The organism is Micromonospora sp. BL1, assembly GCF_003667485.1.
Classification (GTDB): Bacteria; Actinomycetota; Actinomycetes; order Mycobacteriales; family Micromonosporaceae; genus Micromonospora; species Micromonospora tulbaghiae.
Genome location: NZ_RCVK01000351.1, coordinates 24,180 through 46,769, shown reverse-complemented (window position 1 = coordinate 46,769; position 22,590 = coordinate 24,180). Strand labels below are relative to the sequence as shown.

General features: G+C 74.5%; 19 protein-coding genes and 1 pseudogene. 7 read left to right on the top strand and 13 right to left on the bottom strand.

All coding sequences use genetic code 11. The features are described 5' to 3' along the window. Window positions 1-55: 55 nt before the first annotated feature. Window positions 56-841 (bottom strand): SGNH/GDSL hydrolase family protein, encoded by a 786-nt coding sequence (locus EAD96_RS26505; RefSeq protein ID WP_121686176.1) that lies wholly within the window; start codon window positions 839-841, stop codon window positions 56-58. 197 nt (window positions 842-1,038) lie between these two features. On the opposite strand from EAD96_RS26505, the gene EAD96_RS26500 reads away from it, so the two are divergent. Next, window positions 1,039-2,574 (top strand): M1 family metallopeptidase, encoded by a 1,536-nt coding sequence (locus EAD96_RS26500; RefSeq protein ID WP_121686175.1) that lies wholly within the window; start codon window positions 1,039-1,041, stop codon window positions 2,572-2,574. Window positions 2,575-2,627: 53 nt separating this feature from the next. Here the strand turns inward: EAD96_RS26500 and EAD96_RS26495 are convergent, their stop codons facing one another. After that, window positions 2,628-4,133 (bottom strand): glutamate synthase subunit beta, encoded by a 1,506-nt coding sequence (locus tag EAD96_RS26495; protein WP_121686174.1) that lies wholly within the window; start codon window positions 4,131-4,133, stop codon window positions 2,628-2,630. After that, window positions 4,126-8,793 carry a glutamate synthase large subunit gene (gene gltB, locus EAD96_RS26490; protein WP_121686173.1) on the bottom strand — a complete coding sequence of 1,556 codons (4,668 nt, stop codon included), beginning with the start codon at window positions 8,791-8,793 and terminating at the stop codon, window positions 4,126-4,128. Before gltB ends, EAD96_RS26495 begins: the two co-directional genes overlap by 8 nt. A gap of 145 nt (window positions 8,794-8,938) precedes the next feature. On the opposite strand from gltB, the gene EAD96_RS26485 reads away from it, so the two are divergent. Continuing rightward, on the top strand, window positions 8,939-9,781 hold the full coding sequence (locus EAD96_RS26485; RefSeq protein WP_121686172.1) for a GNAT family N-acetyltransferase: 843 nt from the start codon (window positions 8,939-8,941) through the stop codon (window positions 9,779-9,781). Between the two features lie 61 nt (window positions 9,782-9,842). Here EAD96_RS26485 and EAD96_RS26480 read toward each other — a convergent pair whose 3' ends face one another. Together EAD96_RS26480 and lgt are read right to left on the bottom strand one after the other, a co-directional pair. After that, window positions 9,843-11,030 (bottom strand): NAD(P)/FAD-dependent oxidoreductase, encoded by a 1,188-nt coding sequence (locus EAD96_RS26480; protein WP_013287548.1) that lies wholly within the window; start codon window positions 11,028-11,030, stop codon window positions 9,843-9,845. Between the two features lie 11 nt (window positions 11,031-11,041). Then, a complete protein-coding gene (gene lgt / locus EAD96_RS26475) occupies window positions 11,042-12,250 on the bottom strand; it encodes a prolipoprotein diacylglyceryl transferase (protein WP_121686171.1) in 1,209 nt (402 codons plus the stop codon). A gap of 102 nt (window positions 12,251-12,352) precedes the next feature. Between lgt and EAD96_RS26470 the strand changes: the two genes are divergently transcribed. After that, window positions 12,353-12,820, top strand: coding sequence for an NUDIX hydrolase (locus EAD96_RS26470; RefSeq protein WP_121686170.1), 468 nt, complete (start codon window positions 12,353-12,355; stop codon window positions 12,818-12,820). 97 nt (window positions 12,821-12,917) lie between these two features. Here EAD96_RS26470 and trpA read toward each other — a convergent pair whose 3' ends face one another. From trpA to trpC, 3 genes are read right to left on the bottom strand one after another with little or no spacing between them, the layout of a single operon-like run. Next, complete coding sequence (gene trpA, locus EAD96_RS26465; protein WP_121686169.1) at window positions 12,918-13,721, bottom strand: tryptophan synthase subunit alpha; 804 nt, start codon at window positions 13,719-13,721, stop codon at window positions 12,918-12,920. Between the two features lie 4 nt (window positions 13,722-13,725). Continuing rightward, window positions 13,726-14,952, bottom strand: coding sequence for a tryptophan synthase subunit beta (trpB, locus tag EAD96_RS26460; RefSeq protein WP_121686168.1), 1,227 nt, complete (start codon window positions 14,950-14,952; stop codon window positions 13,726-13,728). Window positions 14,953-14,986: 34 nt separating this feature from the next. Further along, entirely contained in the window at window positions 14,987-15,790 is an 804-nt protein-coding gene (gene trpC / locus EAD96_RS26455; protein WP_194801305.1) for an indole-3-glycerol phosphate synthase TrpC, read from the bottom strand. Between the two features lie 445 nt (window positions 15,791-16,235). On the opposite strand from trpC, the gene EAD96_RS26450 reads away from it, so the two are divergent. Further along, window positions 16,236-16,511 carry a hypothetical protein gene (locus tag EAD96_RS26450; RefSeq protein WP_120573671.1) on the top strand — a complete coding sequence of 92 codons (276 nt, stop codon included), beginning with the start codon at window positions 16,236-16,238 and terminating at the stop codon, window positions 16,509-16,511. Here EAD96_RS26450 and EAD96_RS26445 read toward each other — a convergent pair. From EAD96_RS26445 to EAD96_RS26430, 5 genes and pseudogenes are all read right to left on the bottom strand, one after another. Beyond that, window positions 16,504-17,061 (bottom strand): Trp biosynthesis-associated membrane protein, encoded by a 558-nt coding sequence (locus EAD96_RS26445; RefSeq protein ID WP_121686167.1) that lies wholly within the window; start codon window positions 17,059-17,061, stop codon window positions 16,504-16,506. The two genes, EAD96_RS26450 and EAD96_RS26445, sit on opposite strands and share 8 nt — an antisense overlap. Next, the gene (locus tag EAD96_RS26440; protein ID WP_121686166.1) at window positions 17,058-18,611 is read right to left on the bottom strand and encodes an anthranilate synthase component I; all 1,554 of its coding nucleotides are present in this window, start codon (window positions 18,609-18,611) and stop codon (window positions 17,058-17,060) included. The genes EAD96_RS26445 and EAD96_RS26440 overlap by 4 nt, the downstream gene beginning before the upstream one ends. Continuing rightward, window positions 18,608-19,021, bottom strand: coding sequence for a phosphoribosyl-AMP cyclohydrolase (gene hisI / locus EAD96_RS31680; protein WP_121686182.1), 414 nt, complete (start codon window positions 19,019-19,021; stop codon window positions 18,608-18,610). The genes EAD96_RS26440 and hisI overlap by 4 nt, the downstream gene beginning before the upstream one ends. A gap of 180 nt (window positions 19,022-19,201) precedes the next feature. Then, window positions 19,202-19,852, bottom strand: a pseudogene (locus EAD96_RS31675) (phosphoribosyl-AMP cyclohydrolase); the annotation flags it as partial. A 162-nt stretch (window positions 19,853-20,014) separates the two neighbouring features. Next, window positions 20,015-20,404 (bottom strand): MerR family transcriptional regulator, encoded by a 390-nt coding sequence (locus tag EAD96_RS26430; protein WP_121686165.1) that lies wholly within the window; start codon window positions 20,402-20,404, stop codon window positions 20,015-20,017. Between the two features lie 108 nt (window positions 20,405-20,512). Between EAD96_RS26430 and EAD96_RS26425 the strand changes: the two genes are divergently transcribed. From EAD96_RS26425 to EAD96_RS26415, 3 genes are read left to right on the top strand one after another with little or no spacing between them, the layout of a single operon-like run. Continuing rightward, entirely contained in the window at window positions 20,513-21,235 is a 723-nt protein-coding gene (locus tag EAD96_RS26425; protein ID WP_121686164.1) for an ABC transporter ATP-binding protein, read from the top strand. Then, on the top strand, window positions 21,232-21,987 hold the full coding sequence (locus tag EAD96_RS26420; protein ID WP_121686163.1) for an ABC transporter permease: 756 nt from the start codon (window positions 21,232-21,234) through the stop codon (window positions 21,985-21,987). The genes EAD96_RS26425 and EAD96_RS26420 overlap by 4 nt, the downstream gene beginning before the upstream one ends. Then, on the top strand, window positions 21,984-22,580 hold the full coding sequence (locus EAD96_RS26415) for a TetR family transcriptional regulator (RefSeq protein ID WP_120568850.1): 597 nt from the start codon (window positions 21,984-21,986) through the stop codon (window positions 22,578-22,580). The genes EAD96_RS26420 and EAD96_RS26415 overlap by 4 nt, the downstream gene beginning before the upstream one ends. Window positions 22,581-22,590: the final 10 nt, after the last annotated feature.

The window sequence follows — 22,590 nt, the reverse complement described above, 5'->3', positions numbered from 1 at the left end:
GGCGGGGCCCCGCTCGACGGACGGGTGTCGAGCGGGGCCCCTCCTCGCGTACGGATCAGCCGATCGCGGCGGTCAGCGCGGCCAGGTAGCCGTAGCGGTAGCCGCTGGCGTTCGGGTGGTACGCCTCGATGACGCCGCTGACGTCGCGGATCCACGGGTCGGCGGCGCACACGCCGTGCCCGGCGAAGAACGGCCGCGCGTCGACGAAGGTGCCCCCGGCGGCGGTGGCCCGGCCGGCGATGACGCCGTTGAGCGTGTCGGCGGCCTGGTTGAGGATGGTGCGCTTGTAGCTGCTCATGGCGAGCAGTCCGCAGGAGCCGGTCTCGAACAGCCGCGGGTAGCCGAGCACCACCAGCCGGGCGTTCGGGGCCCGGTTGCGGATCGCGGTGTACGTGGCGTCGAGCCGGCCCGGCAGCGTCGCGGTGGCGAACGCCTTGGACTCGTTGACCGCGCTCTCGCAGCTCGACGTGCTGCCGAAGCGGCAACTGGTCATCACGTCGGCGAAACCGGCGTCGTTGCCGCCGATGGTGATGGTGACCAGCGTGGTGCTGCTGCTGAGCTGGCCGACCTGGTTGTTCAGCACGTCGGCGGTGACCGCGCCGCCGCAGGCCGGGAACTTGAAGCTGGTGACCGAATGGGCCGCGGCCCAGAGCGGGGCGTACGACTTCTGGCTGCGCAGGCAGGTGGACAGGTCGTACGGCGCGGCGCCGACCCCGGAGGAGTAGGAGTCGCCGAGGGCGACGTAGTTGACTGTGGCCGCCCGGGCGGCGCCGGGCAGGAGCACGGCGCCGAGGACGGCCGCCAGGACGGCGGCGAACGCGGTACGGACGCGACGGGACATGACAGAGCCTCCACGGGGCAGGGGTGGTGGAGCCCGTTGACCGCGCGCGTGGCCGAGGGATCGGTGCTGTTACTGGTCGGTAATGCTATCGAAACATTCGCAAGAATTGAATAGCCGAGATCGGCCGGACGGGACAGATATGTTCACATGTGTCGATTAGCTTGACGGTGACGACACCCGACGGAGGGAGTCCCACCGTGCGACGCGCACTCACGGCGGCCATCGCCGCCCTGACCCTCACCGCGGCCGGCACCACAGTGACCGGCGCGCCCGCCCAGGCCGTCCCCGGCGGATGGGGCCGGCCGCAACCCGCCGCGGCCACCCCGACGCCGGGCAGTCCAGGGCTGGGCGACAGCTACTTCCCCGACTACGGCAACGGCGGCTACGACGTCGGCCACTACGACATCCGGCTGCGCTACGAGCCGGCCACCGACCGGCTCAGCGGCACCACCACGATCCTCGCCACCGCCACCAAGGACCTGTCCCGGTTCAACCTGGACTTCGCACTCGACGTCGAGTCGGTGCGGGTCAACGGGTGGGTCGCCGGCTTCGCCCGGGCCGGCGACCACGAGCTGGTGATCACCCCGGCCCGGCCGCCGACCAAGGGGCAGCAGCTCACCGTCGTGGTGAAGTACGCCGGCGTGCCGTCGCAGACCACCGTCTACGGCTACACCGCGTGGACGCGTACCGCAGACGGGGCGCTCGCCGTCAACGAGCCCGAGTCGGCCTGGTGGTGGTACCCGAGCAACGACCACCCGAAGGACAAGGCCACCTGGGACGTCTCGGTGTCCGTGCCCACCGGTGTCGAGGTGATCAGCAACGGCGTGCAGCCGCGCGACCCGCTGCCCGAGGCCGGCAACCGCACCCGGTGGAGCTGGCGCAGCGTCAAGCCCGGCGCCACCTACCAGGCGTTCCTGGCCATCGGGCAGTACGACATCGTCACCGACGTCGCGCCGAACGGGCAGCCGGTGGTGAACGCCTACAGCACCACGCTCGGCGAGCGCCTGCCGGCCGCGCGGGCCAGCATCGAACGCACCGCCGAGATCGTCGACTGGGAGAGCGGGCTGTTCGGCCCGTACCCGTTCGAGGCGCAGGGCGGCGTGGCCGGGCCGGTCGACGGCATCGGCTTCGCGCTGGAGACGCAGACCCGCCCGGTGTACGGCCCCGGCTTCTGGCGGCGCGGCGCCAACACGTACGTGGTGGTGCACGAGAACGCCCACCAGTGGTTCGGCGACTCGGTGTCGGTGGCCGACTGGCGGCACATCTGGCTCAACGAGGGCTTCGCCTCGTACGCCGAGTGGCTCTGGTCGGAGGAGCAGGGCGAGGGCACCGCGCAGGAGCTGTTCGACTTCACCTACGACAGCTATCCGGCCGACTCCGAGTTCTGGCAGGTGCGCCCCGGCGATCCGGGCCCGAGCGGGATCTTCGACGACGCCGTCTACGACCGGGGCGCGATGGCGCTGCACCAGATCCGGCTCGCCGTCGGCGACGCGGCGTTCTTCCGCATCCTGCGCACCTGGACCGCCAAGCGGCAGTACGGCACCGGCACCGTCGGGCAGTTCCAGGCGCTCGCCGAGCGGATCTCCGGGCGGGATCTCGACGCGGTGTTCACCACCTGGCTGTTCACGCCCGGCCGGCCCGACGTGGCCACCGCCGCGCGGACGACCGCCGCACCGGCGCAGCCCGCCTCGTGGGCGAAGATCCGGGCAGCGCACGACCTGCTCGGCCGCTGAACGGCGCCGGCCGGGCCACTCCCTACTACGGGGGCGGCCCGGCCGGTGCGGGATCAGCGCGCGGCGAGCGGCTGGCGGGCCGGGTCGACCGGGGCGGGCAGCTCGCCCACCCCGCCCAGGTACGCGTGGATCGCCGCCGCGGCGGCGCGTCCCTCGGCGATCGCCCAGACGATCAGCGAGGCGCCCCGGTGCATGTCGCCGGCGACGAAGACGCCGTCGGCGGCCTGCCAGTCCGGGGCTGAGTCGACAGCGCCGCGGGCGTTGCGGGTCACCCCGAACTGGGCCAGCAGCGGCTGTTCCTCGGTGCCCTCGAAGCCGATGGCGAGCAGCACCAGGTCGGCCGGGATCTCCCGCTCGGAGCCGGGCAGCGGGGTGACGATGCGGCGGCCGTCCACCTTCTCCACAGTCACCTCGGCGATCCGGACCGCGCGTACCTGGCCGGTGCCGTCGTCCACGAACTCCTGCACGGCGACGGCGAACACGCGCTCGCCGCCCTCCTCGTGCGCCGGGTAGCTGCGCAGCAGCCACGGCCAGGTCGGCCACGGGTCGCGGGCCACGTCGCGCTCCGTGGGCGGCTGCGGGTAGAGGTCGAGCTGGTGTACGCCGGCCGCGCCCTGCCGGTGCGCCACACCGAGGCAGTCCGCCGCGGTGTCGCCACCACCGATGATCACCACGTGCTTGCCGGCGGCGTCGATCGGCGTACCGTCGGGCAGCGTCGCGAGCGCGGGCCGCCCGTTCCCGGCGGCGGCCACGACCCGGTTCGCGGCCACCAGGTGCGCCATCGCCTGGTGCACGCCGCGCAGCGCCCGGCCGGGCGTCTCCGGGGTGTCCCGGCCCTGCAACGCGCCGCAGGCCAGCAGCACCGCGTCGTGCTCGGCGCGCAGCCGCTCGGCGGTCACGTCGACGCCGACCTCGACGCCGGTCCGGAAGCGCACGCCCTCGGCGGTGAGCTGGGCCAGCCGCTTGTCGATGTGCTGCTTCTCCAGCTTGAAGTCGGGGATGCCGTAGCGGAGCAGGCCGCCGATCGCGTCGTCGCGCTCGTACACGGTGACCGTGTGACCGGCGCGCGCGAGCTGCTGCGCGGCGGCCAGCCCGGCCGGGCCGGAGCCGACCACCGCGACCGACCGGCCGGTCGGGGCGGAGGCGGGCCGGGGCCGCAGGCCGTCGCGGGCCACCGCCGCGTCGGCGATCTCCACCTCGACCTGCTTGATGGTGACCGGCTGCTGGCCGCCGAGGCCGAGCACGCAGGCCGCCTCGCACGGCGCCGGACAGAGCCGCCCGGTGAACTCGGGGAAGTTGTTCGTGGCGTGCAGCGACTCCACAGCGGCGTCCCAGTTGCCGGTGCGGACCAGGTCGTTCCAGTCCGGGATGCGGTTGCCCAGCGGGCAGCCGTCGTGGCAGAACGGGATGCCGCAGTCCATGCACCGGGTGGCCTGCTCGCGGATCAGCTCCTCGCCGGCCGGCGGGTACACCTCGCGCCAGTCGGAGATGCGCACCGGCACCGGACGGCGGGCCGGCAGCCGCCGGTCGTAGCGCAGGAAACCGTTCGGGTCAGGCACGAGCCACCTCCTGGGCGACCGCCCGGGGCGCGGGCGGTACCGGCGCGGCCGACGGCACGCTGAGCGCGCTCATCACCGCGTCGTCGACGTCTCGGCCGGCGGCTTCGGCGGCCCGCATGATCTCCATGACCCGGCGGTAGTCCCGGGGCACCACCGCGGTGAACTCCTCCACCGCCTGCGGCCACCGCTTGAGCAGATCCTCGGCGACCGCCGAGTCCGTCTCGGCGAAGTGCCGCTGGACCAGCTCGTGCAGCCGGTCGCGCTCCTCGTCGCGCAGCGGCGACAGGTCGACCAGCTCGGCGTTGACCAGCCGCCGGTCGAGCCGGTGCACGAACGCGGTGCCACCGGACATGCCGGCGGCGAAGTTGCGCCCGGTCGGCCCGAGCACCACGACGGTGCCGCCGGTCATGTACTCGCAACCGTGGTCGCCGAGGCCCTCGACCACCGCCACCGCCCCGGAGTTGCGGACCGCGAACCGCTCCCCCACCCGGCCGCGCAGGAACACCTCGCCGCCGGTGGCGCCGTACAGGATGGTGTTGCCGGCGATGATCTGGTCCTCGGCGCGACCGCCCGGCGCGGCGTCCACGCCGACGAACGGCGCGTCGGCGTCCGGCCGGACCACGATCCGGCCGCCGGACAGTCCCTTGCCGACGTAGTCGTTGGCGTCGCCGTACAGGCGCAGCGTGACCCCGCGCGGCAGGAACGCGCCGAACGACTGACCGGCGGTGCCGCGCAGCCGGAACTCGATCGTGTCGTCGGGCAGGCCGGCGCCGCCGAAGCGGCGGGTCACCTCGCCGCCGAGCATCGCGCCGACGCTGCGGTGCTCGTTGCGGACCTCGACCTCTACCCGGACCGGGGTACGGTCGCGCAACGCCGGCCCGGCCAGCTCGATGAGCCGGTTGTCCAGCGCCGCGTCGAGGCCGTGGTCCTGGGCGCGTACGCCCCGGCGGGCCGCGCCCGCGGGCAGCTCGGGCAGGTGCAGCACGCGGCTCAGGTCGAGCCCGTGGCCCTTCCAGTGGTCGATCGCGCCGGCCACGTCGAGCAGCTCGGTGTGGCCGATCGCCTCGTCGATGCTGCGGAAGCCCAGCTCGGCCAGGTAGCCGCGGACCTCCTCGGCGAGGAAGAGGAAGAAGTTCTCCACGAACTCCGGCTTGCCGGTGAAGCGCTCGCGCAGCACCGGGTTCTGGGTGGCGATGCCGACCGGACAGGTGTCCAGGTGGCACACCCGCATCATCACGCAGCCCTCGACGATCAGCGGCGCGGTGGCGAAGCCGAACTCCTCGGCGCCGAGCAGCGCCGCGATCAGCACGTCCCGGCCGGTCTTGAGCTGGCCGTCGACCTGCACGGTGACCCGGTCGCGCAGCTTGTTGAGCAGCAGCGTCTGCTGCGCCTCGGCCAGGCCCAGCTCCCACGGGGTGCCGGCGTGCTTGAGCGAGTTGAGCGGGGACGCGCCGGTGCCGCCGTCGTGCCCGGAGATCAGGATGACGTCGGCCTTGAGCTTGGCCACGCCCGCCGCGACGGTGCCCACGCCCACCTCGCTGACCAGCTTGACGTGCACCCGGGCGGCCGGGTTGACGCACTTGAGGTCGTGGACGAGCTGGGCCAGGTCCTCGATGGAGTAGATGTCGTGGTGCGGTGGCGGGGAGATCAGGCCGACGCCGGGGGTGGCGTGCCGGGTCCGGGCGATCCACGGCCAGACCTTGTTGCCGGGTAGCTGCCCGCCCTCGCCGGGCTTCGCGCCCTGCGCCATCTTGATCTGGAGGTCGTCGGCGTTGACGAGATATTCGCTGGTCACACCGAACCGGCCGCTGGCGATCTGCTTGACCGCGGAGCGCCGGGCCGGGTCGTGCAGCCGCTCGACGTCCTCGCCGCCCTCGCCGGTGTTGGACTTGCCGCCGAGCCGGTTCATCGCGATGGCCAGCGTCTCGTGCGCCTCCGCCGAGATCGACCCGTACGACATGGCGCCGGTGGCGAAGCGCTTGACGATCTCACCGGCCGGCTCGACCTCGTCCAGCGGCACCACCGGGCGTACGCCGGTGCGCAGCGTGAACAGCCCGCGCAGCGAGCCCGCCTGGGCGGCCAGCTCGTCGACCTTCGCGGTGTACTGCCGGAACACGTCGTACTGGCGGCTGCGGGTGGCGTGCTGGAGCAGGAAGACGGTCTCCGGGTTGAACAGGTGCAGCTCACCCTCGCGGCGCCACTGGTACTCGCCGCCGACCTCCAGCCGGTCGCTGGCCTGCGCGCCCGGTGCCGGCCAGGCCAGCGAGTGCCGGGCCGCCACCTCGGCGTGGATCTCGTTCAGGCCGATGCCGCCGATGGTGCTCGGGGTGCCGCGGAAGTACCTGTGGACCAGGCGGGTGTCCAAGCCGACCGCCTCGAACACCTGCGCGCCGCAGTACGAGGACACGGTCGAGATGCCCATCTTGGACATGATCTTCAGGACGCCCTTGCCGAGCGCCTTGACGTAGTTGCGGACGGCCTTCACCCGGTCGACGCCGGTCAGCACGCCCGTGGAGATCATGTCCTCCACCGACTCGAAGGCCAGGTACGGGTTGACCGCCGCCGCGCCGTACCCGATCAGCACCGCCGCGTGGTGCACCTCGCGGCAGTCGCCGGACTCGACGACCAGCGCCACCTGGGTACGGGTCTGCTCGCGGACCAGGTGCTGGTGCACCGCGGCGGTGAGCAGCAGCGACGGGATCGGGGCCAGGTCGGCGTTGGAGTCCCGGTCGGAGAGCACCAGGATGCGCACGCCGTCCTCGATCGCCTCGGAGACGTGCCGGCAGATCTCGGTCAGCCGGGCCTTGATGCCGGCGCCGCCGTCGCGGATCCGGTACAGGCCGGAGACCCGGACCGCCTTGAAACCGGGCAGGTCGCCGTCCTCGTCGATGGACAGGATCTTGGCCAGCTCGTCGTTGTCGATCACCGGGTACGGCAGCACGATCTGCCGGCAGCTCGCCGGGCCGGGGTCGAGCAGGTTGCCCTCCGGCCCGATCGTGGACGCCAGGCTGGTCACCAGCTCCTCCCGGATGGCGTCCAGCGGCGGGTTGGTGACCTGCGCGAAGAGCTGATGGAAGTAGTCGTAGAGCAGCCGCGGCCGGGTGGACAGCGGCGCGATCGGGGTGTCGGTGCCCATCGAGCCGATCGGCTCCGCGCCGCTGCGGGCCATCGGGCCGAGCAGGATCTTCAGCTCCTCCTCGGTGTAGCCGAACGTCTGCTGGCGGCGGCGTACCGAGTCGTGGGTGTAGACGGTGTGCTCGCGCGGCGGCAGGTCGTCCAGCTCGATCAGGCCGGCGTGCAGCCACTCCTGGTACGGCTGCTCGGCGGCCAGCTCGGTCTTGATCTCGTCGTCGGAGACGATCCGGCCGTTGACGGTGTCGACGAGGAACATCTTGCCCGGCTGGAGCCGGCCCTTGGCGACGACGGTGGCCGGGTCGAGGTCGAGCACGCCCGCCTCGCTGCCCAGCACCACCAGGCCGTCGGCGGTGTGCCACCAGCGGCCCGGGCGCAGGCCGTTGCGGTCCAGCACCGCGCCGACGATCTCGCCGTCGGTGAACGCGACCGACGCCGGGCCGTCCCACGGCTCCATCAGGCTGGCGTGGAAGCGGTAGAACGCGCGCTTGTCGGCACGCATGTCCGGGTCGTTCTCCCACGCCTCGGGGATCATCATGAGCACCGCGTGCGGCAGGCTCCGCCCGGCCAGGTGCAGCAGTTCGAGCACCTCGTCGAAGTTGGCCGAGTCGGACGCCGCGGGGGTGCAGACCGGGAAGACGCGGCGGATGTTGCCCGGGATGCTCGGGCTGCGCAACAGCGCCTCCCGGGCCTGCATCCAGTTCCGGTTGCCGCGGATCGTGTTGATCTCGCCGTTGTGCGCGATGAACCGGTACGGGTGCGCCAGCGGCCAGGAGGGGAACGTGTTCGTGGAGAAGCGCGAGTGCACCAGCGCGATGGCGCTCACCACCCGCTCGTCGGTCAGCTCCGGGTAGAACGCGGGGAGCTGGTCCGGGGTGAGCATGCCCTTCCACACCATCGTGCGGCCGGACAGCGACGGGAAGTACGCCGGCACGCCCCGCTCGGCGGTCTCCCGCTCGACCTGCTTGCGCAGGCAGAACGCCACCCGGTCCAGGTCGAGCCCGGTCAGCGGGGACCCGGCCGGGCCGTCCGGCGAGCCGGTCAGCCGGTGCGCGGCCACGAACAGCTGCCGGACCCGGGGCATCGCCGCGAGCGCGGTCTCACCCAGGCCGGACGGGTCGGTCGGCACCTCCCGCCAGCCGAGCACGTCGGCGCCCTCGACCAGCGCGTACTTGTCGACCACCTGGCGGGCACGGGCCTCGGCCGCGTCGTCGTCGGGCAGGAACACCAGGCCGGTGGCGTACTGGCCGGCCGGGGGCAGCGGGAAGTCGACGGTGGCGCGCAGGAACGCGTCCGGCACCTGGATCATGATGCCGGCGCCGTCCCCGGTGTTGTGCTCCGCGCCCCGGGCGCCCCGGTGGTCCAGCCGGCACAGCGCCCCGAGGCCGTTCGCGACGACCTGGTGCGAGCGCCGCCCGTGCAGGTCGGCCACGAAGGCCACACCGCAGGCGTCGTGCTCGTACGCGGGGTCGTAGAGCCCGGTCGCGGGTGGGGCCGACTGCGGGCTGTGAGGGTACGGAAAGGCCACCGGGCCTCCTGTCGTCACTCAGGATGGATCATGATGGGGACGACGTCGGCCCTCTGCGGTTTATTGAGTCTACGTTAGGGCTTCCGGCGCAAGGCCAGTTCAGATTGATCACACTTCCAGATGCTGGGACGTGTAGTCTCGCGCGGTGGATCTCGCACGCGCTGACGTACTCGACCGGTTGGAGCGGTTCTACGACGCGGTGCCCCGCGACGGGGCCCGGACCGAGGAGTACGGCGCCCTGGTGCTGTTCGTCCGGGACGGCGCCGGATGGCCGTTCTACGCCCGGCCCCGGCTCGGCGCCGACGAGGCGCCCACGCTCGCCGACGTCACAGCCGTCCGCGCCCGGCAGCGGGAACTGGGCCTGCCGGAGGCGTTCGAGTGGGTGCACGAGCACCAGCCGGACCTGCTCGCGGTGGCCCGCTCGGCCGGGCTCAGCGTGCTGGAGGCGCCGCTGATGCTGCTGGAACCCCAGCGGCTGCCCGACCCGGGGACGTTCAGCGACGTACCGGTGCGGGTGCTGGACCCCGCCGAACCCGGCTTCGCGGCGGACATCGCGCTGCGGCGGGCCGTCGCGGCGGTCGGCTTCGCCAACGGCGGCACCGCGCGCGGCGACGCCGGACCGGCCGAGCGGGACGCCGCCCTCGCCCAGCTGGACGTGGCCGCGCTGGAGGAGGAGGCGACCCGGGTCGCCGAGGGGCGGCGCATCTCGGTGCTCGCCGGAACGCCCGGCGAGGGCGCGCTCGCCAGCGGGATGGCGATGCGGGTCGACGACGTGGCGGAGATCGCCGGCGTGGCCACGCTGCCGTCCGCCCGGCAGCGCGGGCTGGGCGCGGCGGTGACCGCCACGCTCGCGCGGGAGCTGCGCGCCGCCGGCACCGACCTGATCTTCCTGAGCGCCGGCAGCGAGGACATCGCCCGCGTCTACCTGCGGGTCGGGTTCCGCCGGGTGGGCACCGCCTGCATCGCCGAGCCCGCCGCCGTCATCTGACCACCGGTGCGGGCCGTCCGCCCGCACGGGGACCGCGTCGCCGAGGGCGGCGTCGGGACGGTCAGGACGGCGGCTGCCAGGCGGCGGCGGCCGCGGCGGCGGTGTTGCGCAGCCGCGGGCTGATCGTGCCCAGGGCGGCGTCCCGGGCGCGCAGCGCCAGCCGGCCCCGGGCCTGCAGGACCGCCGACATCCGCCGGGTCTGCCGGACCATCGTGGCCGCGCGGGGGCGGCGCAACCTGTCGTACGCGGTCACCGCGTCCGGCAGTCGCGACTCCCGCAGCAGCCCGGCCAGCGTCGCCGCGTCCTCGAACGCCAGGCAGGCGCCCTGCCCGAGGTGCGGCGGCATGGCGTGCGCGGCGTCGCCGAGCAGCACCACGCCGCCCGGGCCGGCCGGGAAGCCGTACGCCTTGGGCAGCGGGCGCAGCTCGCGGATCTCCTGCTGGACCACGTCCTCCGGGTCGGTCGCCTCCAGCAGCGTGCCGATCGGGGCGGGCCAGCCCGCGAACCAGCGCTTGAGCAGCGCGAGCTGGATCTCCGGCGGCTCCGGACGGGGCGCGCCCGCGGCGGTGGCGACCCAGTAGACGCCGCCCCGGCGGGACGCACCCGCGGTGCCCCGCTCGCCGAGCGAGGCGGCCAGGAAGCGGTATCCGGCGCCGAGCGTCTCGCCGTGCACCGGCTGGTCGTCCGGCAGTTGCGGGGCCCGGTACCAGGGGATGACCGCACGCCAGGCCGCGCACCCGGAGCTGACCACCGCGGTCTCCGGTGCGAGGTGCCGGCGGATCTCGCTGTCCGTGCCGTCGGCGGCCACCACCAGGTCCGCCTCGTAGGTGTGCCGGCCGTCGCCCACCGCCGGGCGCTCGCCCGACGCCGCGCGCACCGTCCGCACGGTGACGCCGGTACGCAGCTCGACCCGGTCGCCGAGGCCGGCGATCAGCGCGTCGTGCAGGTCCTCCCGGTGCACCACCACCGGCATCCGCTCGGCCGGCGTGGACCGGGCCTGCACCAGCCAGTGCCCGTCCGGCCGGCGCACGCCCCCGTCAGGCAGCGGGGTGGCGATCGCGTCCAGCCCGTCGCCCAGCCCGAGGGCGCGCAGCGCGCGTACCCCGTTGGGCCAGAGCACCACGGCGGTCGCCTCCGGGCGGACCCGGTCGGCGCGTTCCAGCAGCGTGACCTGCCAGCCCGAACGGGCCAGCACACCGGCCGCCGCCATTCCGCCGAGGCCGGCGCCGACCACCACCGCGCTGCGCATGACTCCCCCGCTCAGCTGTCCCGGTCCGCCGGGCGCCCGCCGCCCTCGGCCCGGCCGGCGTTCGTGCGCTCGGCGTCCGCCCGCTCCGGATCCGTGTCGTTGCCGTCCGCCCGGTCGGCGTCCGCGCTGTCGTCGCCGTCCGTGCCGCCCGTCGCGGCGTCGTCGGCGGCGGACTCGGCCCGTGCCGGTTCGTCGTCCGGCTCCGGGGGCAGCACACCGGTCTCCCGGTACGCGTCGAACTGTTCCTCGCTCACCACCCGGTAGCCCTCGGGCGCGACCGGCCGGGCGGCGGCCTCCCGGGCGGACAGGTCGACCTGCGACACGTCGCCGGCCGGACCGGCCACGGGAGCCGGCTCGCCCACCGGCACCAGGTATTCGCGGGGACCGCGCACCCGGATGAAGTAGGCCAGCGCGCCGAGGAAGACCAGCGCGGCGGTCCAGACGTTGAGGCGTACGCCGAGGATCAGGTTCGCCTCGTCGGTGCGCATCAGCTCGATCCAGAACCGGCCCGCCGTGTAGCCCATCACGTAGAGCGCGAACGCCCGGCCGCGACCGAGCCGCAGCTTGCGGTCGAGGAACAGCACCAGCGCGGCGACGCCGATGTTCCAGAGCGCCTCGTAGAGGAACGTCGGGTGGTAGAGCCCCGGCTGGAGCACCGGGTTGCCGGCGTCGTCGCGCAGCGCGTGACCCGGGTTGTCCGGGTCCATCACGTGCACCTCGAGGCCCCAGGGCAGCGTGGTCCGCCCGCCGTACAGCTCGTTGTTGAACCAGTTGCCCAGGCGGCCGACGGCCTGCGCCAGGGGCAGCCCCGGAGCCAGCGCGTCGGCGACGACGGCGAACGGGATGCCGAGCTGCCGGGCGGCGAGCCACGCGCCGACCGCGCCACCGGCCACCGCGCCCCAGATGCCGAGACCGCCCTCCCAGATGTAGAGCGCCTTGATCGGCTCACCACCGGCGCCGAAGTATTTCTCCGGCGAGGTGATCACGTGGTAGATCCGCGCGCCGATGATGCCCGCGGGCACGGCCCAGACGGCGATGTCGAGCACCGCGCCCGGCGCCACGCCGCGGCGGCGCAGCCGGTACTCGGTGACCACGCAGGCCACCACGATGCCGAGGATGATGCAGAGCGCGTACGCCCGGATCGGAACCGGACCGAGCTGCCAGACGGCGGTGCTGGGGCTGGGCATGGCCGCCAGTGGGGTCATCGGGGCGAGGGTCACGGGTGCACACGGTACCGGTGCGGACCGTGTGTGCGGCACCCCGGGCCGCCTGCCGCGCGGGTCGGATGACTTCTGGTTTGCACGGTCGTACGCTCTTTGTCCATGAGCCCGCTCACCTGGGCGGTCGCCGCTGTCGTCACCGACGGGTCCGGCCGGCTGCTGCTCTGCCGCCGGACCGAGGGGGCCCGCCGCTGGGGGTTGCCGGGCGGGCGGCTGCGTCACGACGAGAGCCCGGCGGACGCCGCCGTCCGGGCGGTCCGCGCGGAGACCGGCTGGGCGGTGGAGCTGACCGACCTGGTCGGCCTCTACCGGGTCACCGGTCCACCGGCGCCCGCCCCACCGGCCGGGCGGTGCGGCGCGCGCCCCGACGTGCTGGTGCACGTGTTCCGCGCCGGGTCGGCCGACGTCGAACCGGCGGGCGAGCCGGTGGCCGGGTGCCTGCCGCGGTGGTGGCCGCCGCAGGAGCTACCCGACGTGCTGACCCCCACCACGCGCGCGGCGATCGCGGACGCGCTCGCCGGCCGCGCCGGCGTGCTGCGGCACACGACCGGCCAGCGCGCTCGCGCATGATCGACACCAGATCGGCGAAGTGGCGGTATCCCGGCGGCCCCGACCACGCCACCTCGGCGGAACGGAGTCGATCAAGCAGGTGGGCGGCCAGGAGCGGTCAGCGGGCCGGGTTGCGGACGCCTTCGGCCAGTTCGGAGCTGAGCTTGCGCAGCGCGGTCAGGCCGGCGGCCTGGTCCGGGGCGTCCAGCACGCAGCGGACCAGCGCGCTGCCCACGATCACCGCGTCGGCGTACCCGGCGACGGTGGCGGCCTGCGCGCCCGTGCCCACGCCCAGCCCGACGCCGACCGGGATGTCGGTGACCTCGCGCAGCCGGGACACCAGGACCGGGGCCGCCTCGGAGGTCTGCGCGCGAGCGCCGGTGACGCCCATGATCGCGGTGGCGTAGACGAACCCGCGGCAGTGCTCGACGGTCATCCGCAGCCGCGCGTCGGTCGAGGACGGGGACACCAGGAACGTACGGTCCAGGCCGTGCGCGTCGGAGGCGGCCAGCCACTCGGCGGCCTCGTCCGGGATCAGGTCCGGCGTGATCAGGCCGGTGCCACCGGCGGCGGCCATGTCGCGGGCGAACGCGTCCACGCCGTACTGCTCGATGGGGTTCCAGTAGGTCATGGTGACCACGCTGGCCCCGGTCGCGGCGACCGCCTCGACGACGCGCAGCGCGTCCGCGACGCGGACACCGCCGGCGAGCGCGATGTCGCTCGCCTTCTGGATGACCGGGCCGTCCATCACCGGGTCGGAGTACGGGATCTCCACCTCGATGACGTCCACGCCCGCCTCGACCATGGCCTTCATGGCGGCGATGCTGCCCTCGACGGTCGGGAAGCCCGCCGGCATGCAGCCGACCAGCACCGCCCGCCCGTCCGCCCGCGCCTTGTCGAAGGCGACCCCGATGCGGCTCACGCTGTCACTCCTTGTCGAGGATGCCGAAGTACGCGCCGGCGGTGTGCACGTCCTTGTCGCCCCGGCCGGACAGGTTGACCACGATCACCGGCTCCCGGCCCAGTTCCTCGGCGAGCCGGGGGGCGATCGCGCGGGCACCGGCCAGCGCGTGCGCGCTCTCGATCGCCGGGATCACGCCCTCGGTGCGGCAGAGCAGCTCGAACGCGGCCATCGCGTCCGCGTCGTCGACCGGCAGGTAGGTGGCCCGGCCGGTGTCGTGCAGCCAGGCGTGCTCCGGGCCGACGCCCGGGTAGTCCAGGCCGGCCGAGATCGAGTGCGACTCGATGGTCTGCCCGTCGGCGTCCTGCAGGACGTACGTGCGGGTGCCGTGCAGCACGCCGGACGAGCCACCGGTGATGCTGGCGGCGTGCCGGCCGGTGTCGACGCCCTCGCCGCCGGCCTCGAAGCCGTAGAGCCGGACCCCGGTGTCCGGCACGAACGCGTGGAAGATGCCGAGCGCGTTGGAGCCGCCGCCGACGCAGGCCGCGACCGCGTCCGGCAGCGCGCCGGTCAGGTCCAGGCACTGCCGGCGGGCCTCCTCGCCGATGCCGCGCACGAAGTCCCGGACCATCTCCGGGAACGGGTGCGGGCCGGCGGCGGTGCCGATCAGGTAGTGGGTGTCCTCGACGTTGGCGACCCAGTCCCGCATCGCCTCGTTCATCGCGTCCTTGAGCGTGCGCGAGCCGGTGGTCACCGGGACGACGGTGGCACCGAGCATCCGCATCCGCGCCACGTTCAGCGCCTGCCGCTCGGTGTCCACCTGCCCCATGTAGACGACGCATTCCAGGTCGAACAGAGCGGCGGCGGTGGCGGTGGCGACGCCGTGCTGGCCGGCGCCGGTCTCCGCGATGACCCGCCGCTTGCCCATCCGCTTGGTGAGCAGCGCCTGGCCCAGCACGTTGCGGACCTTGTGGGCGCCGGTGTGGTTGAGGTCCTCGCGCTTGAGCAGGACCCGCGCGCCGATCTGCGCGGAGAACCGCCGGGCCTCGTAGAGCAGCGAGGGCGTGCCGGCGTAGTCGCGCAGCAACGCGTCGAACTCGGCGAGGAAGTCCTCGTCGCCCATCGCCTTCCGGTACGCCGCGTCCAGCTCGTCCAGCGCGGCGACCAGCGCCTCGGGGACGAACCGGCCGCCGAACCGGCCGAAGTGACCGGCGGCGTCGGGGACCTGGCCGGCTGCGGGTGCGGCGCTCATCGCGGGCGTCCTCTCGGATCGGGTGCCCGGCGGCTCAGCGCACCGGGCGGGGCGTGGCCGGGTGGTTACCGGCGTTGACCAGCTCGGCGACCGCTTCGCGCGGACTCTTCTGGGTGACCAGGCCCTCGCCCACCAGCACGGCGTCGGCGCCGGCGGAGGCGTACCGGATCAGGTCGTGCGGACCGCGCACCCCGGACTCGGCGATCTTGACGACGCTGCTCGGCAGGCCGGGAGCGATCCGCTCGAACACCGAGCGGTCGACCTCCAGGGTACGCAGGTCGCGGGCGTTCACGCCGATCACCTGCGCACCGGCCTCCAGGGCACGGTCCGCCTCCTCCTCGGTGTGCACCTCGACCAGCGCGGTCATGCCGAGCGACTCGATCCGCTCCAGCAGCCCGACCAGCGCGTTCTGCTCCAGCGCGGCGACGATCAGCAGCACCAGGTCGGCGCCGTGCGCGCGGGCCTCGTGCACCTGGTAGCTGGAGACCACGAAGTCCTTGCGCAGCACCGGCACGTTCACCGCGGCCCGCACCGCCGCCAGGTCGTCGAGCGACCCGCCGAACCAGCGGCCCTCGGTCAGCACGCTGATCGCCCGCGCGCCACCGGCGGCGTAGTCCCCGGCCAGGTCGGCCGGGTCGGCGATCTCGGCCAGCCGCCCCTTGGACGGCGACGAACGCTTCACCTCGGCGATCACGGCCACGCCGGGGCGGCGCAGCGCCGCGTACGCGTCCAGCGGTGGCGGCGCGGCGGCGGCCAGTTCCCGGATCCGCTCCAGCGGAACCTGCTCCTGGCGCCGGGCCACGTCCTCGCGCACGCCGGCCAGGATCTCGTCGAGCACCCCTGCGGACGGCGCCGCTCCGGCGTCGTCCCCCTCCGCGTGCGCATGCTCAGCAGTCACCAACGGACTCCCCTCTCCGGGCGTCATGGGCCGATGCTAGGGGGCGCCACCTGGCGACGAGTGCCGGGGGGTATGGCGCACCTCACGACATGGGCTGTGGCATGATGGCCGACTTCCGGTGAACGCCATGTCACGCAGCGCCACCGCTGGCATCGACCGTCACCCATCCCCTATCTCACCACGATCGTTCCGGGCCCGCAGGACGGGTTCCGGCGGTGGGCTGTGACCAAGCTCAAGGACCTCCGGCCCTGCCCAGGTCGACCCCGGTGCGACAGCGTTGACCTGTGCTTCACGGCGGCGAAACGTCCACCCGGAAGCATCGTCGTCGGGCACACTCGACGCCGGCGGCTGCCGACCGTCGCCAACGATCTCGTATGGGGTGACCATGAGCGCCAACGGGCCGACCCAGACCATCGGCTTGACCACCATCTCCCGTACCGTCGCCTCGCTCGCCGTCGGCGTGGTGCACACGCTCGAACGCGCGGTGGCCGGTGAGGGCCGGATGCGTACCGCCCGGGGCAACGCCTGGGAGGCGGTCTGCGCCGACCGGGCCCGCGCCGCCCAGCGCCGCGAGCTGGAGCGGCTGGTGGCCGAGCTGGCCGCCGCGCGGGCCGCGGCCCGGCAGCGGCGCGACGCCCGCGAGGCGCAGCCGGTCAGCTGACCGTCGGGTCCTCGCCCCGGTCGAGCGCGTCCCACGCGTCCCGGGTGCCGCGTTCGACCGCCGGCCGGCCGGGCTCGTCCGCCGGGGCGGACCGCCGCTCGTACCGGGCGCCCATCGCCGGCCAGCCGTCGCCGCGCAGCGCGGTGAACGCGCCGCCGGCCGCCAGAGCAACGCCGCCGGCCAGCACCAGCGCCGGCCACTGCCGGCTCACGCCGATCTCGGTCAGGCCGATCCCGCCGCCGACCGCCACCGCCAGGCCGACGCCGGCCAGCAGCACACCCAGCAGCCGGCGCAGCCGGCCCCGGGTGGCGAGCACCGCGCCGCCGCCGGCGAGTCCCACGTACGTCAGCGCCAGCACCCAGGGCAGCAGCTCCGTACCGGTGCGCCCGGCCCGGCCGGACGGCAGCGACCCCCGGGCGGTCACCTCGACCGCCCAGGTCCGGGTCACCGCCCAGCAGGCCAGGCCCGCACCGGCCAGGCAGAGCAGCACCGCGTACGCGAGTTCGCGCCGGCCGCGGGCGGTCGGCGCGGTGGTGCCGGGCGCGCTCACCGGGCGGCCCGCAGCGTCTCGGCGGCCGCGATGGCGGCGAGGACCGCGGCGGCCTTGCTGCGCGTCTCCTGGTCCTCGGCGGCGGGGTCCGAATCGGCCACGATCCCGGCACCGGCCTGCACGTAGGCGCGGCCGTGGCGAATCAGCGCGGTACGGATGGCGATGGCCATGTCCAGGTCGCCGCCGAAGGCGAAGTAGCCGACGGTGCCGCCGTAGACGCCGCGCCGCACCGGCTCCAGCTCCTCGATGATCTCCATGGCACGCACCTTGGGCGCGCCGCTGAGCGTCCCGGCCGGGAACGTCGCGGCCAGCGCGTCGAACGCCGTGCGGTCGTCGCGCAGCTCGCCGACGACTGTGGAGACGATGTGCATGACGTGGCTGTAGCGCTCGATGGTGGCGAACTCGGGCACCTCGACGGTGCCCGGGCGGCACACCCGGCCCAGGTCGTTGCGGCCCAGGTCGACGAGCATCACGTGCTCGGCGCGTTCCTTGGGGTCGGCGAGCAGTTCGGCGGCGAGCTTGGCGTCGCCTTCCGGGGAGCCGCCGCGCGGCCGGGTGCCGGCGATCGGGTGCAGCAGCGCCCGGCGCCGCCCGTCCGGGCCGGCGCTGACCTTGAGGTGCGCCTCCGGCGACGAGCCGACGATGTCGAAGCCGTCGAAGCGCAGCAGGTACATGTACGGGCTGGGGTTCGTGGTGCGCAGCACCCGGTAGACGTCGAGCGGGTCGGCGTCGGTGGGGCGCTCGAAGCGCTGGCTGAGCACGATCTGGAAGCACTCGCCGGCCCGGATCGCCTCCTTGGCCGCCTCCACCGCCTGCGGGTAGCCGCCCTCGGGGGTGCGGCTGACCACCTCGCCGACGCCGGGCCGGCCCACAGTCGAGACCATGGGCGGGATCGGCCGGGACAACGCGCTGGTCATCGCGTCGAGGCGGCCCACGGCGTGGTGGTACGCGGCCTCGACCCGCCCGGCCCGGTCGGGGTCGTCCAGCGGCGGCAGCACCGCGTTGGCGACCAGGATCGCGGAGCCCTCGTAGTGGTCGAGGACCACCAGGTCGGTCGCGAGCATCATGCCCAGCTCGGGCACGTCCAGCTCGTCCTCGGTCAGCTCGGGCAGGCGCTCGAAGCGGCGGACCAGGTCGTACCCGAGGTAGCCGACCAGGCCGCCGGTCAGCGGCGGCATGTCACCGGCCGGGTCCCAGCCCGGCCCGGCGAGCGCGGCGACCGTCTCGCGCAGCACGGTGACCGGGTCGCCACCGGTGGGCACGCCCGCCGGTGGCGTGCCGGTCCAGCTCGCCGCGCCGTCGCGCTCGGTGAGCGTGGCGCTGCTGCGGACGCCGATGAACGAGTAGCGCGACCAGGCCGTGCCGGCCGAGCCGACGCCCTGTTCGGCGGACTCCAGCAGGAACGTGCCGGGACCGCCGGCCAGCTTGCGGTAGACCCCGACCGGCGTCTCCGCGTCGGCGAGCAGCCGCCGGGTCACCGGCACGACCCGCCAGCGGGCGGCCAGGTCGGCGAAGGTGGACCGGTCCGGGCTGACCGTGCCGTCGGTCACGGGGTCGCCTCCGGGGAGCTGACCGGCAGTTCGGTGAAGAAGCAGGTGCGCTGCCCGGTGTGGCAGGCCGCGCCGACCTGCTCGACGCTGACCAGCAGCGCGTCGCCGTCGCAGTCGAGCGCCACCGAGCGCACGTACTGGTGGTTGCCCGACGTGGCGCCCTTGACCCAGTACTCGCCGCGGCTGCGCGACCAGTAGGTGGCCCGGCCGGTGGTGAGCGTGCGGTGCAGCGCCTCGTCGTCCATCCAGGCAACCATCAGCACCTCGCCCGAGTCGTGGGCGCGGACCACGGCGGCGACCAGGCCGTCCGGGGTGCGGCGGAGCTTCACCGCGATGGCCGGGTCGAGCCGGGACGGGCGGGCCGGTCCGGGAGCGGGGGCGCCGGTCAGCGGCGCGTCAGGGGCGGGCACGGTTGACCATTCTCCCGCACGCGGTCCGGGCACCGCCGACGTGTCCCGGGAGGCGGTCGTCACCGTGCCCAGCGCCCGGCCCAGCCGGGCGAGGTAGCGGTCCACCCGGCCGTCGACCAGCGCCTCGGCCAGGTCCGCGCCGTGGGTGGCGGCGATCTCGCCGGCGTACGGGCGGATCAGCGGGAGGATGCCGGTGACCAGCCGTCCGGCGGCGGCGCCGACCTCGGCCGGGTCACCGGCGCGCAGGCCGAGGCAGAGCAGCATGTCGTGGCGGTAGCCGGGCGGGGCGACCGGCAGGTCCAGCGCGGCGGTCAGGGCGGCCCGGCGGGACACCACGCGCACGGTCGGGTTGGCCGGCCGCAGCACCGAGGGGCAGAGCCGGGCCAGGTCGGCCGCGGCGAGCCGGACCCCGACCGGGTCGTCGGCCACGCGGGCCGCGGCGACCTTGCCCAGCGTCGCGATCAGCTCCTCCAGTCGCGGCTCGTCGGCGGGCTGGCAGAGCACCGGCAGGTCGATCAGGCGGCGCCATTCCGGTACGGCCCACAGCAGCCGGGCGGGCGCGGTGACCGGGAGCCCGAACGCCCAGTCGGCGGGCTGGCCGAGGCGGCGTACCCAGGAGCGGACGTCGCGGGCGGCCACCGACACGTGCACGAGGCGACCGGCGAACTCGGTCAGGTACGCCCGCCGGGCCGCGTACGGCGTGCCGCGGCGGGACGTGGCCTGCCGGGCGCCCGCACCGGCGGGCCGTCCGTCGTCGGCGGCCACGAGCACGTCCACGTCCACGTCGCTGTGCTCGGTGGCGGCCCGCCGGGCGTGGCTGCCGCGCAGCATGATCCCGACGACCGGCCGGTCGGCGGCCTGCCGCAGGCGGGCGGCCCAGTCGTCGAGGAACGCGGTGTCGGGCAACTGCGCTGGACCCACGGCGCCATGGTGCCGAAATCCGATCTTCACCGCAATGACCGTTGCCGGACCCCGTGTCCGCCACTGGGGCGTTCAGCCGGATTCCTCCTCCGCCCGGCGGTACGCGTCGATCTTGTGTTCGAGGACCTTCAGGTCCTCCTCCAGCTCGGCCATCCGGGCCAGGACGCGGGCCCGGTGCGCCTCGAACAGCGCCCGCCGCGCGCCGAGCGTGCCGTCCCCGTGCCGGGCCAGTTCGGCGTAGCGGCGCATGTCTCGCACCGGCATCCCGGTGCGCCGCAGCCGGGTGAGCAGGAACAGCCAGTTGACGTCGGACTCGGTGTAGCGCCGGCGGCCGGACGAGTCCCGCCCGACGCGGCCCACCAGGCCCTCCTGCTCGTACCAGCGCAGCGTGTAGGTGGTCAGGCCGACCCGTTCCGCCGCCTCACCCACGGTGAGGCTCATCTCCCGCGTGCTGATGTCCACGCCCCCCAGGCTTCCAGTTCGAGCGCACTCGAAGTCAAGTCCCGTTGCCCGCGAGGAGGAATTCACCTACCGTTGAGTTCAACGGGTGATGAATTGACGGAGGCGAGCATGGACGACGCGGTGTCGGTCCGCGAGCTGGTGGTCGACCGGGGCGGTCGGCGGGTGCTGCACGGCATCACCTGCGGGGTGCCCCGGGGCACAGTGACCGGGCTGCTCGGGCCCAGCGGCAGCGGCAAGACCACCCTGATGCGCGCGGTGGTCGGCGTGCAGACGGTCGGCTCCGGCGCGGTGGACGTGCTCGGCCGCCCCGCCGGCTCGGCCGACCTGCGCCGCCGGGTGGGTTACCTGACCCAGGCGCCGAGCGTGTACGCCGACCTGACGGTGCGGGAGAACGCCCGCTACTTCGCGGTGCTCCAGGGCCGGGGCCGCGCCGAGGCCGACCGCGCGGTGGCCGACGTCGGCCTGGCGAACGCGGCCGACCAGCTCGTCGGCACGCTCTCCGGCGGCCAGCGCAGCCGCGCCTCGCTCGCCTGCGCGCTCGTCGGCGAACCGGAGCTGGTGGTCCTCGACGAACCCACCGTCGGCCAGGACCCGGTGCTGCGGGCCGACCTGTGGGCCCGGTTCCACGCCATGGCCGCGAACGGCACCACGCTGCTGGTCTCCAGCCACGTGATGGACGAGGCGGCCCGCTGCGACCGGCTGCTGCTCATCCGCGAGGGCCGGCTGGTCGCCGACGACACCCCGGCCGCGGTCCGCGCCGCAACCGGGACCGACGACCTGGAGGAGGCGTTCCTGCGCCTGATCCGCGACGCCGAGGGAGAGGCGCGATGAACGGACGGATCCTGGCCGCCACCACCGGGCGCATCCTGCGCCAGCTCCGGCACGACCGGCGGACCGTGGCGCTGCTCGTGGTGGTGCCGTCGGTGCTGCTCACGCTCGTCTACTTCATGTACGTCGACCAGCCCGCCCCGCCCGGCGCGCCGAGCACGTTCGACCGGGTGGCCCTGATCATGCTGGGCTTCTTCCCGTTCATCATCATGTTCCTCGTGACCAGCATCGCCATGCTCCGCGAGCGCACCACCGGCACGCTGGAGCGCCTGCTCACCACGCCGCTGGGCAAGCTCGACCTGCTGTTCGGGTACGGCATCGCGTTCGGCCTGGCCGGGGTGCTCCAGTCCACTGTCGCCTCGGTCGTCGCGTACCGGGTGTTCGGGCTGGAGACCGCGGGCAGCGGGTGGCTGGTCGTGCTGATCGCCGGGGTGAACGCGGTGCTCGCGGTGGCGCTCGGGCTGTTCTGCTCGGCGTTCGCCCGCACCGAGTTCCAGGCGGTCCAGTTCATGCCGGTGGTGGTGGCCCCGCAACTGCTGCTGTGCGGCCTGTTCGTGCCGCGCGACCAGATGGCCGGCTGGCTCCAGGCGGTCAGCGACGCGCTGCCGCTGTCGTACGCGGTCGAGGCGCTCCAGGAAGTCGGCGCGCACGCCGAGCCGACCGGGACGATGTGGCGGGACGTGGCGATCGTGGCCGGGGCGGCGGTGGCGGCGCTGGTGCTGGCCGCCGCGACGCTGCGCCGGCGCAGCGGGTGAACGCGCGGCGCACCGGGCGGCGGCCCGGCAGCCCGGACACCCGTGAGGCCATCCTCGCCGCGGCGCGGGAGGCGTTCGCCGAGCGCGGCTTCGACGCCGCGTCGATCCGGGCCATCGCCGCGGCGGCCGGCGTGGACCCCGCGCTCGTGCACCACTACTTCGGCGGCAAGGAGGAGCTGTTCCGGGCCGCCACGGCGTTCCCGGCCGACCCGGGGCGGCTGCTGCCGGCGGTGCTCGCCGGCGGCCCGGACGCGGCCGGCGAGCGGATGGTCCGGGTGTTCCTGGAGGTCTGGGACTCCCCCACCGGCACGGCGGCGGTGGCGCTGCTGCGCTCGGCCGTCAGCAACGACTGGACCGCGCGCCTGCTGCGCGAGTTCCTGGTCACGCAGGTGCTGCGCCGGGTGCTCGACCACCTCGGCGTCGACCCGGCGCAGCGCGCGCTGCGCGGTGGGCTGGTCGCCACCCAGCTCGCCGGGCTGGCCATGATGCGGTACGTGCTCCGTCTCGACGCGGTCGCCACCGCCGAGCCGGCGACGCTGGTGGCCGCCATCGGCCCGACGGTCCAGCGGTATCTGACCGGCGACATCACCTGAGCCTCCCGGC